The sequence below is a fragment of the Parabacteroides sp. AF27-14 genome (genome assembly GCF_003635425.1).
Lineage (GTDB): Bacteria > Bacteroidota > Bacteroidia > Bacteroidales > Tannerellaceae > Parabacteroides > Parabacteroides distasonis.
In genome coordinates, this window is the sequence record NZ_QTLZ01000010.1 from 134399 (window position 1) to 152717 (window position 18319).

Below are 18319 nucleotides of genomic sequence, written 5' to 3' on the forward strand. Positions count from 1 at the left end.
CTAATTGTTGCGAATTTCATATTGCAAAAATAGCTCCAGCCCCTATTTTACAAAATGGCTGTTCAACCTATAAGTTTAGCCATTTTTCCCGAAACAACAAAATAACGGACAATATGCTTCGCCTCATCCTTCTCTACGCCACCTAACGCACTCGTTAAGTCCACCGGAAAATATACATTTATGGACTATGTAAAGGTAGGGTTACCTTTACAAATCGTGATGGGAATCGTGATGGTATTTATATCACCTTTATTATTCCCATTCTAAACATTCGCACATGCATTTTAGTTTTATATTTGCAGTTGTAAAACAGTACAAGAAAATTTATGGATATACCGTTTAAACCGATTAGGTTAGAAGACAAAGAGATCATAACCTCATTTACATTTCCCAGCGATTATCGCAATTGTGATTTCTCATTCGCGAACATGTGCAGTTGGCGTTTCTTATATGACAGCGAATTCGCTATCGTGGATGGCTATTTATTAATCCGTTTCATGATCGAGGACAAGAGCCGTTTCGCCTATATGATGCCTGTCGGGGATGGAGATTTAGCGGGTGCCGTTCGTTTGCTAGAAGAGGATTCCTTAAAATATGGACATCCGCTCTGTATGCTGGGTATCACCCCCGACGCCAAGGAGCAACTGGAAGGCGCACTTCCCGGAAGCTTTTTCTATATCCCGGAGCGGGATTATTTCGACTATATTTATTTACGGGAGGATTTAGCTACCTTACGGGGTAAGAAATATCAATCCAAGCGTAATCATATCAATAATTTCAAGAAACGTTATTCGTACGAGTATGTCCCTATCACGCCGGATATCGTACCGCAATGCCTGAAACTGGAATGTAAATGGTATAAAGCAAACAATGGAGATAATGACGAGGAAGAGCTTAATGACGAACGTCGCTCCCTTACCTATGCCTTACATCATTTTGACAGCCTAGGCCTGATCGGTGGCGCTCTCCGGGTTGATAACGAGATTATCGCTTTCTCTTTCGGGGCCCCTATCAACCATAATACATTCGGGGTTCACGTGGAGAAAGCGGACGTGAATTTCGACGGTGCCTATACGGTGATTAACCAAGAGTTCGCCTCTCACCTTCCGGAACAGTATACTTACGTGAACCGGGAGGAGGATCTCGGCATACCGGGGTTGCGCCAAGCGAAGCTTTCTTATCAGCCTACCATACTATTAGAGAAGAGTGCCGCAATAAAAAAGCAACTTACGCAAACTAAATAAATTATGGACAAGAAACAACAAATCGTAAACTTATGGCGTACCTGCTTCGGGGATTCCGAGGCATTTATCAGCCTTTATTTTGATCGTGTTTACAAGGACGAGAACGCAATGACCATCGAGAAGGACGGTAAAATAGTATCTGCCTTGCAGATAGTTCCTTATACGATGACTTATTTGGGTACCGAGATCTCGGTAGGCTATATCTCTGGGGCGTGCACGACTCCGGAAGAAAGAGGGCAAGGGCTTATGCGACAACTCTTGCAAGAGACATTCGAGGAAATGGAACGGCGTGAGATCGCTATCTCCGCCTTAATCCCTGCCGATCCTTGGTTATTCGACTATTATAGGGAACAGGGTTATACCGAGGCATTCGATTATTCCGTAGAGACATATATCCGCCCGAATACGCCGGTTCAACTCCCGAAGATAACGGTTATCCAACCGGAGGTACCGACAACCGACGAATTGTTCGCTTATTTCAACCGCAAATTACGTGAACGCCCTTCCTGTATCTTGCACTCGCAGGATGATTTCATCACAATACTCCGGGATCTGCAATTAGATAACGGAGGAATGTACACAGCCTTGGACGAGAACGAGAAGGTGGTTGGCATGGCTTTCGCACTGCCTCTTGAGGCGGGTACAGCGCCGTCCGACAAAAAGCTTTTTATCAAGGAACTTCTTTACGACTCGGAAGAGATCAAGGAATTACTATTGCAAGAGCTTACCCTGCAAAACAACATATCGCAAGCGACGGTCAATACCCCTCCCACCCCTCCGGGTACCTTACCTATGGGTATGGCCCGCATCATCGACACGAAACGCATGATCCACCTTTGGCTATCCAAACAACACGAAAGCCCCGTCTCCAAAAAAGACTTGGAACAAATGGATAACCAAACGCTAACACGACAGTTGATGGGGTACCAAGGGAGGACGGCTTATATGAGTTTGATGCTGGACTGACAAAGAAAATCCCCTAGCTAAGACGATTTTTGGCTAGGGGATTTTATATATAAATATATAACTACTATTATTTCTTTACCGGCTTATGATAAACATATTTCTCTTCCGGATTCATATACCAATTTTTCTGGCTTGTGCCTGATGAAGCAGACCATTCCTTAAATGCCGGGTATGCTTGATCAATAGAAACGACTTCTGACGCATATTTAAAATCACTCATCGGGATAATAAATCCCCACATTGTCTTATCTGAATTGTCAGGGTCATTAGCAACATAATTATTTGTCTCAGCTTTAACCCGATCAGTCGGTTTATAACCAGCCAAATGGACTTCTGAACGATTCTGGGCATTACCACCATTTACTATAAAGAAATTCAAATAGAACATATCCAGATCATCTGATGAAACAGGACTGTTGAATTCGACCTCATATATCAAAGTTCTTATGCCATAATCGTTAGCATTATTAAATGTATTCACGGGCACTCGCTTATCCACATTACCCATAATCCTATGCGCATCATCAAACAAAGGTAGCACCGCAGCAGAAGGATTCGACTCTATTTCATTTGCCGATTCAAAATATCCATTATTGGCAAACACGCCATTCGGCACAGAAGCTTTCGTTATCTTGGCGGTCGTTAATCTATCAAACTGGATACCTGCTCCCAATGTCTTTGTAGCTCCTACCGCAATCAAGTTGACAGTTAAGATCATACTTTCTACATTGTTTGCGCCGTCCATAACCAATTGACTCTGTATGCCCAACACCAAATCATTCATATCATAATCACCAAAAGCAGGCCAATTATCTTCCATGGCGAATGTATAGTAGGGGCCATTGGGAACTTCTATCGGATAATTAGGATTAGAAGGAGGATTTGTCGAACCTTGATTACCATCACCTGTGCAATCGCCCGCAGGAATTGCAATTGAAGCGTTTTTATCAACCTGCCTACTTCCACCAGACAACGTTAGATTTTTCGAAAGTTCATTCCCATTCCATAAGTCTCCCAACAATTCCAAATTCCCATCCAACGAAAGCGTTCCTCCCGATAAATTAATTTGCGTGAAATCCAATAAGGCATAATCTGAATCCTTACACTCTATCTTGTTCCAACTTTTAAAAGATGCCAAATTCTGCCCTGACACATCATCTGTATCCGTAATTCTGAAAATCGAGTATTTTTCCATTTCACACTCAATCTCTTTCGCATCCATATATCTTGCTTCAAGCAGAGTAGAAGCACCCAAGAACATACCAACATTGTAAAGCGAAAGTCCGGCTTCAACATTAATCTTACAATGATTCTCTATCCGTCCACCATTGCCACTATTTTCTGCTGTCATATTAATATTAGTAGCCTTAATCGTACCATAATTTATTAGCTCAACAGCATGATTTTTCGATCTATATCCCGAAAGAATTACTTCTCCATAGTTCTCAAGATCATAATCAACTAATTTGTAAGCGGGTTTAAAACTATCATCCAGCTCTCCAAACTTCGCTCCACTTTTCACAACCAGCCTAGCGCCGTTACCTTGTGATTGTCCATCAGCTTCAAGGATTTTCAAACTACCCTTCTGGTCCAAAACAATAGTAGCCCCACTGCTTCCTATAAGAGTTGAGACAGACAATGCCCCTTCTACATATAATGTCACACTTCCGACCAGAGTAAGGGTCCTTGCCTCATAACCTTCTCCGACAAGCTTATACGCCCCTTTATACAAAGTAATAGAACCGTTATTCTTAGAAGCCATATTAAAAAAATCCTGGGCAGAAATCGGTTGGGCTTTTCCTGAATTATAATTATCTTCTCCACTTCTCAATAAAGATTTAGTTGTTGTACCAACGGCAGAAGCTGGCTTAAAATCGCAAGCCAGATCCTTCATTGAGGGATCTACTAATACGGTCTTCACCGATTTTCCTTTTCGGGGATCAATCTGCATAATGTAAATTGTTTCTAAAGCTTGGGGCAATGTCATCGTGCGAACATACGGCTTATTCCCGTTGGCCACACCACCATATAATGGTTTAGCATCATCGGCATAGAAAGGATTCACGTCATATACCCATACTTGGTAATCATACTGGCCATTGAACTCATCATTCACCTCTACGGTTAAAGTCATTTGACGAATAGTAGCTGTCGATTGATTGAAATCATTAGGCAAAGACGGATCCGGCTTCTCCGGAGTAGGCGGAACCGGATCCGGCTTAGGTTCGTACACATCGGTAGTACACGCCGCCAATAGAACGCAAAGCGCGATAGCGACACATTTCATTGTTGATTGAATCATTCTTCTCATATTATTAAAGTTGTATTGTTCCCTAATCCTGTAAACATTTAAGTATTACCCTATAACACCGTTTAAAAAAGAAGTTGTATATTTTAATCAACTTATTGAGTATTATCAACAGCAAAGGTAGATTTTATTATAATGCGAAGTTCTTAAACGCACAAATATTATCACATCAATTAACTATAATTAATAATGCCCCAAAGAAAACACCTTTGATAAATAGACAATATTTATTTCATGCCATGTTAAAAAAGAACAATAAAAGACTATTCACCCTACTCCAACCATTCAATCAGCTTATCAGCCAAAGTTACTGTTCCCGGCAAAGGTGGTTGGTGCCGATGTGGAGAAGGCCCCTAGCGATTTTCTCTTGGCAATAACATGCCATCTGGCAATTTGACAAAATGAAAACCAAAGTCTCGGAGAATCGATTTTTTCGGGCAAAGGTACGGATTGCTCCCAAATACGAGAAGAAAAAACAGCATTCGTCTCGTTGATAGACGAATACTGAAAAATAGCCTTTCGCTCCAGAGAAATTAATTCATCGTATCTCATATTTTGAGGCAAGAAAATGGTAAAAGCAGTGTTACGATAGGGTTATAGCACGGCAAGAATGCCCATTCATGAGTACTCATAACCCTATGCACGGCCGCTCATAATGCCTAACGCGAGTATCGGCATTGGGCAATACGACCTATCGCAACAGGTTTCGCCACCTATCGTGTACAAAATCGGCCCCTTTTTCAAGAAAAAGCGTGTTTATTGCCACACCTATCTCATTATCTTGTCACTTTCGCACGAAGGGTATGTCAACATATTCGTATAATATGAAGCAAATAGTCAGAATAAGCTTCTATTTCGCAACAGACCCATCATACAAGCCAGAGGCTCCCAATAGGCCTTAAGCACTCACATAAAACACGGAATTTTCAATCTAACTGATAAATCTTCAGCTTATTGTAAAGCGTCTTCCGGTCGATGCCCAATAACTGGGCCGCACGAGTCTTATTATTGCCGCACTCTTGGAGGGCCTTACGGATAAGGTCACGTTCATGCTCCACGTTCTTAAGCTGGATGTTGGTGTGCGAAGAGAGGTTCTCCGTCAGTTCCTCCGGGAGTTCCTTGCGGGTGATGTATCGACCGGTCGCCAATAAGGTAGCGTACTTGATAACGTTCTTCATCTGCCGCAGGTTACCCGGCCAAGAATAGGATTGGAACAATTGCATGGTATCGTTGTCGAAACCGATGATATCCTTACGGAGCTCGCTATTCGCCAGATCGAGGAAGTGGTTGGCGAACAAGAGCAAATCCTCTTTTCGCTCTTTCAAGTCCGGGATACGGATCGTGAACTCATTGATACGATGGTACAGGTCCTCACGGAAATCTCCTTTCTCGATCGCCTGCCGCAAGTTCTCGTTCGTCGCGGATATCAAGCGCACGTTGATAGCGATCTCCTGATTGCTCCCGATCGGCTTTACCTTGCGCTCCTGTAGGGCACGCAATAGCTGAACCTGTACCTCATACGTCAGGTTCCCGATCTCATCCAAAAATATCGTACCGCCTTGAGCCGCCACAAACGCCCCGGTCTTGTTCTCGATCGCCCCCGTAAAAGAACCTTTCACGTGGCCGAAGAACTCGGAAGCCGCCAATTCCTTGGGGATAGCGCCGCAATCCACGGCGACAAACGGAGCCTTGCTACGATTACTTTGCTCGTGGATCCGACGGGCGATATACTCCTTACCGGTACCGCTAGCGCCGGTCACCAATACCGACATATCCGTCGGAGCCACCAAACGCACATGCTCATAAAGCTGGCGGGCCGCTTGGCTCTGCCCCTCGATATAAAGATCCGGGGCCGAAGAAACCGGGACTCTCGCCGGAACCTTCTCCTCCACGTACACAAGTTCCTTGATCTTTCCCAGCAACTCATCCGGGTTCAGCGGCTTGGCAATATAATCCGCCGCCCCCAGCTTCATCGCCTGAACCGCCGTTTGTATCTCCGCATAACTGGTCATCATGATAAGGGGTAAGGAAGGATGAGTGCTTTTCAGCCATTTCAATAAGTCGATCCCGTCACTATCCGGCAGGCGTAAATCCGATATAACCAAATCGAACGCTTCCTCCCCCAGCCTCCGTTTAGCATCGGAAACAGAGGACGAGGATCTTACGACAAACCCTTTCTTACCCAGCCATGTGGTAAGCATCAAGGAAAAAGTTATATCATCTTCAACGATTAGAATCGACAACATACCCACTCAGATTATTTATAGTAACCACAAAGGTAAATAAATAAAACGAATCAAGAAAACATCCACGTAGCTTTACGCCATACTCCCTCGAAAGGACCTTGTTTATGATGGGCTAACCACCAGTGGCAAAAACCTAGCTGGAGAATGAAAAGAAGGATTCCTACGGCGAAGCTGGCGGTCGTCCCCAGATCGTCATACAGGGATAAACCGTATCCGAAATAGATGAAAGAGCCTACCATCGATTGCGTGAGGTAATTCGTCAAGCTCATTTTCCCGTAAGGCACAAGCCCGTGAAGCACCTTATGCGGCGCCTTCCACTGCCACAAGAAGATAAAGGAGGATACCAATACGCACATGAACGAGAAATTACGCAAGGAAGACACGATCGTGCTCATCGGGCGAAGCTCTTCGGTACGCTCCAGCAAACCGGGTAGGGAAAGGGACAGATAATAGAGGGGAATGAAACAAACTACCCCAATAACAAAGGTCCTTGTCCAAAACGTCCGGTGCTTCTCCGGATCGACAAACAATCCCTTGCGCCCCAACAACATGCCCAGCATAAAGAGAGCCGATGTCTGGAAGAAACGTCCATAGCTCCAAGCCCAGAGAAGGCTATACAGCTGCCCGTCCCACAGATTGGACTTGACCATTTCCCAAAAGCTGGTACCTTCCATATACGGATAGATCCGCATACAGTGCACCAGCCATTGTTCCTTGGATGCCACATATTCCGGATGCATCAGGGCATACATGAATTTACCCCACTCCATAGGCTGTAGCATCAAGACCACGGCGATCGCCAAGACCACCTTATTACTCAACTTACAAACCGGTATCAACACAATACCCAAGATCGAATAAAGCACCAAGATCTCCCCCGGGAAGAACGATGCGTTGAAGCAACCGATAAAGAATAGGAGCACCAACCGCCAGAAGAAACGAAGCCGGAAGTCCTTCCCTTTCCTCGCTTGGTTATCAAACTGGATAAAGAAGCTAAAACCGAACAGCAGGGCGAAAATAGCGTACGCCTTCCCGGAAAAGAGGAAGAACAAGGTATCCCATACCCCTTTATCCAAGGCTTTCATAAAATCGGTAGTAGCCTCCGGAAAATTATACAAGTTAAAATGCTCGATATTATGCAATAGGATAATAGCCATAACGGCAAATCCTCGTAATGCGTCGACCACCTCGATACGAGGTCGGGATTGTAGCGCGTGTTCCATGATATGATTCAGTAGATTTTATTATTTCGTGGCAAAAGTAACGAAACTAAATAGAAAAAGCATCCTCGAAAGGATGCCTTTTTCTTTTGCAGACTTAAATTGAATACTCAGGACTTAATCTTTCGCCATGAATAAATTCATGACTTTTGTTTTTAACGGTTTAAATGTAGAAACGCCCACTTGCGATTTCATTAAATAGATAGCGAATATCGTGCCAAAGCCAGCGAAACACACGATAATGAATATCTAACTACTTATCCTTTAACAAGTAATAGATAAATTTTGTTTCTATAAAGTGGAATTTTATTTCAAAAGCATGGGGAAAGGCATTCCACGGATGGGTATTTATTCCACACCGGATTCCACAAGATTACCCGATGGCGGACTCCGCATCCTTCACGATAGCAAGCGCTTGCTCGATTACCTCGCCCAGCAGGTGGTACCAGCCGGAATCGGTCAGTTCCTCATCATTCTTCTCCAAGATCCGCAGGTGTTGTACCAATGAATTGGCCCCCAGCATCGTGAACAGGGGAATCAACTTATGAGATATCCGGGAGGCTTCCTCCCGGTCTTTTCCCTCTAACGCATCCCGAAGTAAGTCGATGCTCTTGCGGGTTTCCTCCGAGAAGGTTTTCAGTATAGAGGCTGAGGCCTCCGGATCCTCTCCGGCAAAAGCGGTCAACGAAGAGAAATTCAACTCGCTCTTTGCCTCCAGATGAAGTGTCAGCAACTCATTCAGCAAGGAGATTAATTGGGCGGCGGTAAACGGCTTGTTCAAGAAACCCGTGAAACCAGCCTCCAGATAATGCTCGTGCTCCTTGGCGATACTGGCAGATAGGGCGATCACCGGGATCTCATCCGTTCCGGGGATACCGGACGTACGTATCCGCTCCAGTAAATGATAGCCATCCAGCGTCGGCATCTGTATATCGGTGATAATGGCGTTGAATACGGTGTTCCGCAATAGCTCGAGGACGTTATGCGGATTCGTACAACCTACCACCTGCACGTGACTCTGCTTCAAGAGTTCCTCCGTCAAGGCCAGTTGTAGAGGATCATCATCAACCAGAAGACAATAGACATCTTGCCCCTCAAACAAGGGTAAAGCCTCGGCCTCACCAGCATCCGGAGCCTCCGCCGTTACGTCGGGCAAGGATTGGTTATCCGCCAAGGGAAGAGGTAGCAAGATCGTGAAATCACTGCCTTTCCCCGGGGCACTATCCAAAGCAAGCGTACCGTTCATCAAGGACAGAAGCTTACGGGTGATGGAGAGGCCCAGACCGAAACCTTCCGCCTCTTCCGTATCGGCAAGGCGGGTAAACTCCCCGAATATCCGCTCTTGTTCCTCTTTCGGGATGCCCGGACCGGAATCGCTTACGGTAATTGATAATTGAAAATTAATAATTGAAAGTTTTTGGAGGGAGACAAGTAAAACGACTCGCCCCGCTTCCGTGAACTTGATAGCGTTAGATAAGAGGTTTCCTACGACCTGCCGGATACGGATCGGGTCGCCCATATAAACTTGCCCAGTCTCCTCAGGTTTCAGGTTCAAGACAAACCGTAAGCCTTTCGCCTCCGCTATCGGCTGGAAGCTGGTATAGATCTCATCGAACAAGACTGGGACACGGAAGGGAACGCTATGCACCTCCATCTCGCCGGACTCCAACCGCTGGAAATCCAACAGGTCGTTCACCAAGGAAAGGATATGATCCGAGGAACCTTTCATGTTCTCCAGATAATATTGCTGACGCTCGTCCGGATGGCGGCGTAGCAAAAGCTCGATATATCCGATGATGGAAGAGAGCGGAGCCCGTATATCGTGGCTGATCGTCAACATCAGCTTCTCACGGCTTCGCAATAAGCTCTCGGCGACCTGTTTCGCCTTTTCCAGTTGCATACGGTAATATTTACTTCGTGAGATATCCCGTGAGATAAAGAAGAGGAACAGAAAGGCGATTACCACGGAGACGATCGCGATTCCGGCGATCAAATGGGAGGTCTCCCTTAATAGTACCTGCTTCTTATAGACCCTTTCCAGCGACGCCTCCATCTCCTCCTCCTCGATATTACGGAGCATCTGGTTGATCTCCCGGGTAATCACGCTATTGTTATACCGTAAGTTAGAGGCCCTTTCCAACAACTGATCCATCAGTTGTTGCCGTTGCCAAGCCACACTGTCTTGGATGCTTTTCAGCACGCTGACAATCGTATCGGTCGGATTATAAGCGTTCACCAACGTATCAGTAACGATCTCCCGGGTCGTGTTCACCACGATGCTGGTATCTTCCTTGCCGGGAGAGAACACGTCGGCCAGACGCTTGAAGAATCCCCGCTTCTTACGGGGAACTACCACCGTATCTTGCTTGACCTCTACCCGCTCTTGTACCTGCACCTCGTTTACGATCGTATCCCGGACGGCAATTATTTTCTCGATATTCTCCGTATAAAGACGCTCCGTGTTCGCTTCCTGCCAAGTCTCAAGCAAACGACGGGTATTCCATCGCTTACGCTCCAGCAGTATGTCGATCGTATCTATTTTCAGGAGTTGCATGGAGTCCGTCACCAAGGTCCTCAACGAATCCATGTTATTATGGGCCTTATTCAACGTACGATTGAAGTGGCGGAACTCGTTCTGGGGCATGCCTACCAACTGCCCCAACGCCTCGCTTTCATAGAGCAAGGAGAGCGTATTGGTGACCAAGTACACCTTCCGGCGTGCCTGATGATCCGGCTCGTCCTCCTCGGCCACTTTCTCTACTATATTATAAATGTAAGCGACCGAGCAGACCGCAATGGTAATCAGCAAAATATAGCCTAATATCACCTTGCTAGTAATATGTCCGCTTTGCTCTTTCATATACGGTTGAGATCAGTCTAATTCCTATCATAAGCGATATCCCATTTATCCATCATCTCAAAATCCTGCTTTTTTAAGCCGACTTTCCAAAATGGGATCGGGTCGTCATGGTCTCCCAGATACATACGGTCACGTACCTTGAAGGCACGATTCGTTAAGGCAAACGTGGAATCGGCCACCGGAGTCCGCACGCCAGCTATATCAAGCATCGTATGGAATACGCTGTTCGTGCTAACCGGATAAGTCTCGTGTGCCTGCGCTTCCAGATATTTCTGGGGATATGACTCCCGGTAAGCCTTCGAGAACCAGATCACATACGGGATATGCAACTGGTAATAGGTCGGTATCGGAGAAGCATGCAGATAACGGGCTCTGGAATCATCGAAGATATCCTCTCCATGATCGCTTAAGTAAAGCATGGATGCCGGAGCATTTGTCTTCGCCAACATATCCACGATTTCCCCCAGCACGTAATCTGTATAGTGGATGGAATTATCATAAGCGTTCCGTAACTCCTTTTTATACGAGGCACGAATTCCCTCCGCCTTATCCGGCCTATAGAAACGGAACTCCTTCGGATAACGTTCATGGTAATTAAAATGCGAGCCATAAGTATGCAGTACTACGAAAAGATTACCGTCCTCTTTATCCAGTTCCTTCTTTAGATAAGGCAGGATCGCCGCATCGTGCAAGGAGGTTAGCGTAGAACCCGTATTAAATGCACTCATATCGATAAAGGTATCTGCCTCCCGGTAAAAAGCGCCGATCATCGAGGTCGTTAGTTTCTGGTTGGCGATCACGAGCGTACGGAAACCAGCCTCTTTGAAAGCGGTCACGATACTTTTCTCGTCGTAAAGGACTCCATAATTCTCGGCGCTGGCAGCGGACAGGATAATGGGGACACTTTTATGCGTATTATTCGATTGCGTCACCACATCCGTGAAATGCACCAATCCGTCTAAAGCCTCCATACGGGGAGTCGTCTTGCGCTCGTATCCGTAAAGGCTCCATTCCATAGCACGGGAGGTCTCTCCCACTACCAAGACGTAGATCTCCCGTTTTCCCTCCGCTTGCTCCGGCTTAGTGGCGTCGAACTTAAAGTCGGCGGAAGTAATATGATACTTGCTGTTCCTCTCCGCCTTATTTATGGCGAAATATAAATTGTATAGGGCGTTAGCCGGATATACATCGTCCTTCCATGAGAACCGGTGATCTTGCGAAGGAGACAGGAAGCAAAGGAGCAAACCCACGACAAACATACCTAGGCTGATCTTGGCCCATTTCTTCCGGAAAGGATTTCGCAGTTTCTCTTTCTGCCGTATCGAACGACAAGCGAGCACCAGCGTAGGTAATGTATAGAAAAAGAATACGCAACCGATCACCAGAATGATATTCCCCAATAACTCACTAGCCTCGGAAGCGTTCGAGCTGGTAAGGTTCAAATACATATCAACCGCTATCACGGACTGTCCGAAAAGATACAGAAGCACCAACTGCCCCCCATCTAATATAACCTTCGGCAACAGGCACCAAACCACGATCCCCGGTTTACGGGCCACTAATAAAACACACATCCAAAAGGCCAAAGGTATCAGCAACGAGGCGATACCGACCGTAACGGGAAGCGGTTCCGTAAAAAAGAACACACAGTTTGGGATGATAAATAACAGGGCAAATAAGAAATATAAATGCTCCTGTGAAGATATCCAGCGTATTAACCTTGTAAAATACTTCATTCAATCAAAACTTTGCCAACTCTCAATCATTACTCTTCTCAACTAATACCCAGAACCTGAAATTCCGGCAATTGGCAAAGATAGGCGTTATTAAACACATACAAAGCGTATTATACACAAAAAATGTTATTGACATTCATAACTTCTCTTTCATCCGTCGCCAATACTCATTGACAGAGCTTTTCACTTCCTTATGTAACAGCAAGATACCAATCAAGTTCGGGAGCGTCATCAAAGCCACGGTGATACCGGATAATGTCCAAACAATAGTAGTATCCGTGAACGAGGCCAAGAAAAATCCGACAATATAGATTACGTGGTAAATACGGACATATTTCGTTCCCCAAAGGTAGGTCACCGCCCGATCACCGTAGTAAGACCATGCTATCGTTGTAGAAAACGCAAACAACAACAGGGAAAACGGAATAATAAACTGCCCCCAATCCCCTAAAAAACCTTTCTTAAACGCCTCCGTAGACAAGGGGGCGGAATGAAGCAGCGACTTACCGGTTAAATACACCGCACGCTCTTTATTCATAGGTAATTCGATACGTCCGTCACGTACAGAGAGCGTACCACTAAACAACACCTCCTTCCCTTCCTTGACCCGCACGCTATCCGCAAAGGAACGTGCGTGTAGTAACGTTATATCCGTATTTAGGATCTGTCCGTTCCGGACCTCCAAGGAGCCTGTATAAAAAGGCAGGGGCTTATTCCCTAGTACATGCTCCGACACTGCGGATTTACCGTCCGGGTCCGATTCATGATAAGCACCGGACAAGACTACCGTATCCGCCTGCTGAAACTTATTCTCAAACTTTTTCAGCCAAGTACCGGATGACAATAGAACCAAGCCGGTTATCGAACAAATCACGATCGTATCGATGAACGGCTCCAATAAAGCGACCATACCCTCGGATACCGGCTCTTCCGTCTTGGCTGCCGCATGAGCGATCGGAGCGGAACCTTGCCCCGCCTCATTCGAGAATAATCCACGGTTCACACCTCGGTTAAAAGCCCAGACAACCGTCGCTCCTAAGAAACCACCCGTAGCCGCCGTACCGGAAAAGATATTCGAGAAAACAGAGATAAACGAAGGTAGGATATGCTGGTAATTATAGGCCAATATGCTGAAGGCACCGAGCAGATAGACGACCGCCATAAAAGGCACCAACTTCTCGGTAACCTGCGCTATACGCTTGATTCCCCCGATCACGATCAATCCCAGCAAGACCGATAAAACCGCCCCGGTAATATATTGCTGAATACCGAACGCCGAAAACATGGCGTTCGAGATGCTATTTACCTGTGGCAGACTACCCGTACCGAAAGAGGAGAAAATAGTAGCGACCGCAAAAAGTCCTGCCAACCAACGCATATGCAAACGATGCTTCATATAATACATCGGACCGCCGGAAATCGTACCATCTTCCGTCTGCTCACGATACTTATGGGAAAGGGTGACCTCTACCATCTTGGTAGTCATACCCAAGAACGCCGTCATCAACATCCAAAACAAGGCAGAAGGACCACCTAGATGTATGGCCAGAGCGACACCGGCTATATTACCGGTCCCCACCGTGCCCGAAAGAGCAGTTGCCAACGCTTGGAAATGGGAGGTATCTCCTATGTCTTGCTTATTGTCGTACTTCCCCCGCACGACCTTGATCGCATGCCCGAAAAAGCGCAATTGCGGAAACCGAAGATAGACCGTAAAGAACAATCCGGTTCCCAGTAATAGAAAAACAAACCATTGTGATCCTCCAAAATGAGCGTCAATAAGGGATAGTAAGTTATTCAACTCTTGCATCATCTGCCTACATTTTTAAATAATGATGCCGCAAGTTAAGAATAATAAAACAAAAAGCAACCTTACAAGCTTTTGTTTTTCATTTTAGACTTACAAGATTGCTTTTTCACAATCAAAAAGATACTATCACACAATAAAATTATATTTATCTCCTATATTTTCTGGAGGATAGCGATAAACTCATCATTCGTAATGTCTAGCTCCGGCTCTTTGTAATTGACATAATCCTCAAAATAGTCGCTGGCGATATCGGCTACGATCTCCCCTCCGTCCAAGCCATACGAGGAAACAAGTTTCTCCACCCGGTTACGTATCTGGCGAATCACCTGTAAACGATCCTCATAACGATCTGGCTTCTCCTGATCAGTGACGTGCTCATTCCGGGCGATCAAGTAAACTACCGTATAAAATTTCTCCATGCTCCCGAAAACAGGGACAAACAAGGATTTCTTCTCCTCGGGCAGATCTGCCAAAAACTGTTGTATCTTTGTCATAACTCTTACTCTTTTACCTAATAAAAAAACAATATACTTTTTGTTCTAAAACAATATACTTTCGTGTGTAAAAGTATATTGTTTCGACAACAAAAGTATATTGTTCTTCTCGAGTCTGTTAAATGATAGAATTCTTCTTCGTAAAGTCCAAAATCTCATCAATATAGCCAAAAGCCAATCCTGTTACCGTATCCGCGCAGCCGTAATAGATAGCGATACGTTTCGTCTCCGGATCATGCAAGGCGGCACAGGGAAAGACTACGTTCGGAACGTCTCCCATGCACTCGTAATCCTTTTGCGGGGATAACAAATAAGGTCCGGAGCGGAATTTCACTTTCCAAGGTTGCTCCAAATCCAAGATAGCGGAACCGAAGCTATACACATACCCGTTACAAGAACGAAGCACGCCGTGGTAAATCAATAACCAGCCCTCGGAAGTCTCGATAGGGATAGGGCCCGCACCGATCTTCGTACACTGCCAAGCGCTATCCTCGAACGCAGCCGGAGACATCACGTGGCGATGTTTACCCCAGAAACACATATCCGGAGACTCGCTATAGAATATATCGCCGAACGGAGTATGACCGTTGTCGCTCGGACGGCTCAACATGGCGAAGTTTCCGTTAATCTTACGAGGGAACATCACGCCATTACGGTTGAAAGGCAGATAAGCGTTCTCCAGCTGATGGAAGGTCTCGAAATCGAACGTGTAAGCCACGCCGATCGTCGGGCCATGATAACCGTTACACCAAGTCACATAGTAACGATCCTCGATAAAACATACACGGGGGTCGTAGGCGTAAACAAACTCGCCGATCTCCTTGTCGTCGCACTCAAACTCGAGTTTTGTCTCGGAGATACTCCAATGAATGGCATCTGCGCTAAAACCTACGTGCAAACGCATCCGGCGATTCGTATCGTCGCAACGGAACACACCGGCATAACCACCTTTGAAAGGGACAACAGCACTGTTGAACACGCTGTTCGATGTCGGAAGGATATCACGAGGAATCACCGGGTTCTTCGAATATCTCCACAATACTTCTTTGCTACCCTCGGGACGATCTTCCCAAGGCATATCAGGCAGCGGAGCGCCTACGATTTTCAAATTATCCATAACTAATCCTATTAAAATATTACTGTACTAACTTATTACCTTTATCGTCATACGTGAACGGTACGAAATAGGCTACCAAGAATGAAGGGATCATCGCCAGCAAGGTCACGATAAAGAAATACTTATAACCTAGCCAGTCGCTCACGAAACCGCTCATCATTCCCGGAAGCATTACGCCAAGGTTCATGATACCTGAGGCGAACGCATAATGCGCCATCTGATGCTTGCCCGGAGCTACCTGTTGCATCATAAACAGCATCAAGCCCACGAAACCGAATCCATAGCCAAAATACTCGAATACGATGGCGGAAGCGATAATGAGACCATTATCAGGCTGGAAACACGCCAAGAACGTGTATACCAAAAACGGTATATTGAAGCAACAACAAAGCGTAAACAATACCTTTCGCAACCCCTTGGCCGAGATATAATATCCACCGAGCAAAGAACCCAGCACGAACGCCGCCGCTCCAAACGTACCATAATACAAACCGATCTCTTGCTCCGTTAGTCCTAATCCTTGATCGGCTACCGGAGCTTTCAAGAACAAAGGTACGATCTTTATCACGAAACCCTCGGCAAAACGATACAATATGATGAAACAGATATACCACACGATATACTTCTTCGTGAAGAACTCCTTGAAGACCAGCCATAGCTCAGCCATACTTTCCTTCAACGAATGTTCTCCGGTAGCGGCTTTCCCACCCGAAGGCAACATCTTCATATGATAAAAACCAAGCAGGATCATGATCGTACCGCAAAGCAGCATAACGATCATCCAAGCGTATATCACGGCCTCTTTCTCCAATCCTATCCCGGTAAAATATTGCATCATATAACCCGCCAGATAAACCAGACCACCCGTGGCTACGATCTTCGCCAAATTGTAAAACGCACCTTGCCAACCGATATATTTGGCTTGATCCTCCGGCGAGAGCTCTTTCATATAAACGCCATCCGTTGCCACGTCATGCGTAGCCCCGCTAAGCGCTATAATACCTAATAATGCGATAGATAGAGCAAAGAAACTCGGCAAGTTTAACGCCAAGGCCACTAAACCGAATAAGCAACCGGATAACAACTGGGTCAATACGACAAAGAATTTCTTAGTACGATACATTTCCAAAAACGGGCTCCATAAAGGCTTTAAGGTCCAAGGTAACATGATAACCGAGGTCCATAACGCAATCTGGGCATCCGATATATCCAATCCCTTAAACATGAGTACGGTAACCATGTTCAGCACTACAAAAGGCAATCCCATAGCAAAATAGACACTAGGGACCCAAGTTACAGGGTTTCGACGTTTAGTAGCATTCGTGTTTTTCTCTTCCATGCTTTATTTAGAATTTAGGTGTACAAATATAATTAATAATCCGGATATATCTTTAATCGATCGGACAAATAGAGGAGATCATCCCGAAGGTAGCGTTATCATTCAAATCCCAGACCATCTTTCCGGCTCCGTTTATCTCGATCAACTGCGGGTAATGTCCTTTCGCAGCCTCTCCGTCATGGCCTTGCCAGTTACAGATATACAAACCACCGTCCCGTTTAGGGAGCAACTGGGCAACAAAGAAAAGCTGGGCTCCCTCGATATCGTTCGCATTCACCTTGCGAACGATATCTCCGGTCTCGAAATTCAGCTCTATGAAGCAATGGGCATCACCGCAAGCGACCAGATAATTACAGTTATCCAACGCAGCCACGCTAAACGGGTTACCGTCTACTTTCACGCTTTTCAGCAATTGACCGGACGGGGATATTTCCCGGATCTCGGAGGTAGCGAACAAGGGCACTAGATAATTGCCCCGCTTATTCTTGTTTACTTGACGGAATTGTGCATGGGGTTGCTCAATTCGGGTATCGAAATCTGTTTTCGACAGGATCTCTCCTTTTGCGTTCACTTCCATGATCGTAGCCGGGTTTCCACACCACGCCAATAAATAATTACCGTTGGAAAGTACACGGGCTGTCTGCATCTCACACCCTTCCGGAGCGGAGATATTCCAGACCTCCTCATGATCCCGGGTGATTAGCTTCGCCCCTTTCGAATAGGAAAAAAGGATATTCCGATCGGGAGTAACAGCTACAGAATTACATTCCCATCCTTTTTCCAAGGGATGCTCCCATTCAATTTCTTTCGTGTTCTTGTTTACGATGGCGATCTTGTCCCAGCCGGAACCGCCTAATAAAAGATGATGCGATGCCTCATGACATGCGGAACATACGAGTAGCAGGCATGCGGATAATATAAAAGTATAGATTTTCATGGTATATAATAATGTACTAATTAGATAATATGCCAATTATAG

12 protein-coding genes are annotated in these 18319 nt (G+C 45.7%); 2 read left to right on the plus strand and 10 right to left on the minus strand.

Translation table 11 applies throughout. The features are described 5' to 3' along the window. The first annotated feature begins 326 nt into the window (after positions 1 to 326). Both DWY79_RS12425 and DWY79_RS12430 read left to right on the plus strand, forming a co-directional pair. On the plus strand, positions 327 to 1244 hold the full coding sequence (locus tag DWY79_RS12425; RefSeq protein ID WP_005863009.1) for a DUF2156 domain-containing protein: 918 nt from the start codon (positions 327 to 329) through the stop codon (positions 1242 to 1244). Positions 1245 to 1247: 3 nt separating this feature from the next. Beyond that, positions 1248 to 2210 (plus strand): GNAT family N-acetyltransferase, encoded by a 963-nt coding sequence (locus DWY79_RS12430; protein ID WP_122369415.1) that lies wholly within the window; start codon positions 1248 to 1250, stop codon positions 2208 to 2210. Positions 2211 to 2277: 67 nt separating this feature from the next. On the opposite strand, the gene DWY79_RS12435 is transcribed toward DWY79_RS12430, so the two are convergent. From DWY79_RS12435 to DWY79_RS12485, 10 genes are all read right to left on the minus strand, one after another. After that, positions 2278 to 4521 carry an LruC domain-containing protein gene (locus DWY79_RS12435; protein WP_122369416.1) on the minus strand — a complete coding sequence of 748 codons (2244 nt, stop codon included), beginning with the start codon at positions 4519 to 4521 and terminating at the stop codon, positions 2278 to 2280. Positions 4522 to 5444: 923 nt separating this feature from the next. Further along, positions 5445 to 6764 carry a sigma-54 dependent transcriptional regulator gene (locus DWY79_RS12445; RefSeq protein WP_122369417.1) on the minus strand — a complete coding sequence of 440 codons (1320 nt, stop codon included), beginning with the start codon at positions 6762 to 6764 and terminating at the stop codon, positions 5445 to 5447. Between the two features lie 50 nt (positions 6765 to 6814). Next, on the minus strand, positions 6815 to 7987 hold the full coding sequence (locus DWY79_RS12450) for a DUF418 domain-containing protein (RefSeq protein ID WP_122369418.1): 1173 nt from the start codon (positions 7985 to 7987) through the stop codon (positions 6815 to 6817). A 370-nt stretch (positions 7988 to 8357) separates the two neighbouring features. Further along, positions 8358 to 10844, minus strand: a complete 2487-nt coding sequence (locus DWY79_RS12455) for an ATP-binding protein (protein WP_122369419.1) — start codon at positions 10842 to 10844, stop codon at positions 8358 to 8360. A gap of 17 nt (positions 10845 to 10861) precedes the next feature. Further along, positions 10862 to 12580: a phosphoethanolamine transferase gene (locus DWY79_RS12460; RefSeq protein ID WP_005863022.1), complete on the minus strand. Its 1719-nt coding sequence runs from the start codon at positions 12578 to 12580 to the stop codon at positions 10862 to 10864. A 136-nt stretch (positions 12581 to 12716) separates the two neighbouring features. Further along, positions 12717 to 14393: a sodium:alanine symporter family protein gene (locus DWY79_RS12465; protein WP_197735326.1), complete on the minus strand. Its 1677-nt coding sequence runs from the start codon at positions 14391 to 14393 to the stop codon at positions 12717 to 12719. Positions 14394 to 14542: 149 nt separating this feature from the next. After that, positions 14543 to 14884, minus strand: a complete 342-nt coding sequence (locus tag DWY79_RS12470; protein WP_005863025.1) for a hypothetical protein — start codon at positions 14882 to 14884, stop codon at positions 14543 to 14545. Positions 14885 to 15002: 118 nt separating this feature from the next. Further along, on the minus strand, positions 15003 to 16001 hold the full coding sequence (locus DWY79_RS12475; protein WP_005857736.1) for a glycoside hydrolase family 130 protein: 999 nt from the start codon (positions 15999 to 16001) through the stop codon (positions 15003 to 15005). Positions 16002 to 16020: 19 nt separating this feature from the next. Then, complete coding sequence (locus DWY79_RS12480) at positions 16021 to 17340, minus strand: MFS transporter (protein WP_122369420.1); 1320 nt, start codon at positions 17338 to 17340, stop codon at positions 16021 to 16023. Between the two features lie 52 nt (positions 17341 to 17392). Beyond that, positions 17393 to 18277, minus strand: coding sequence for a hypothetical protein (locus DWY79_RS12485; RefSeq protein ID WP_122369421.1), 885 nt, complete (start codon positions 18275 to 18277; stop codon positions 17393 to 17395). Positions 18278 to 18319 lie beyond the last annotated feature (42 nt).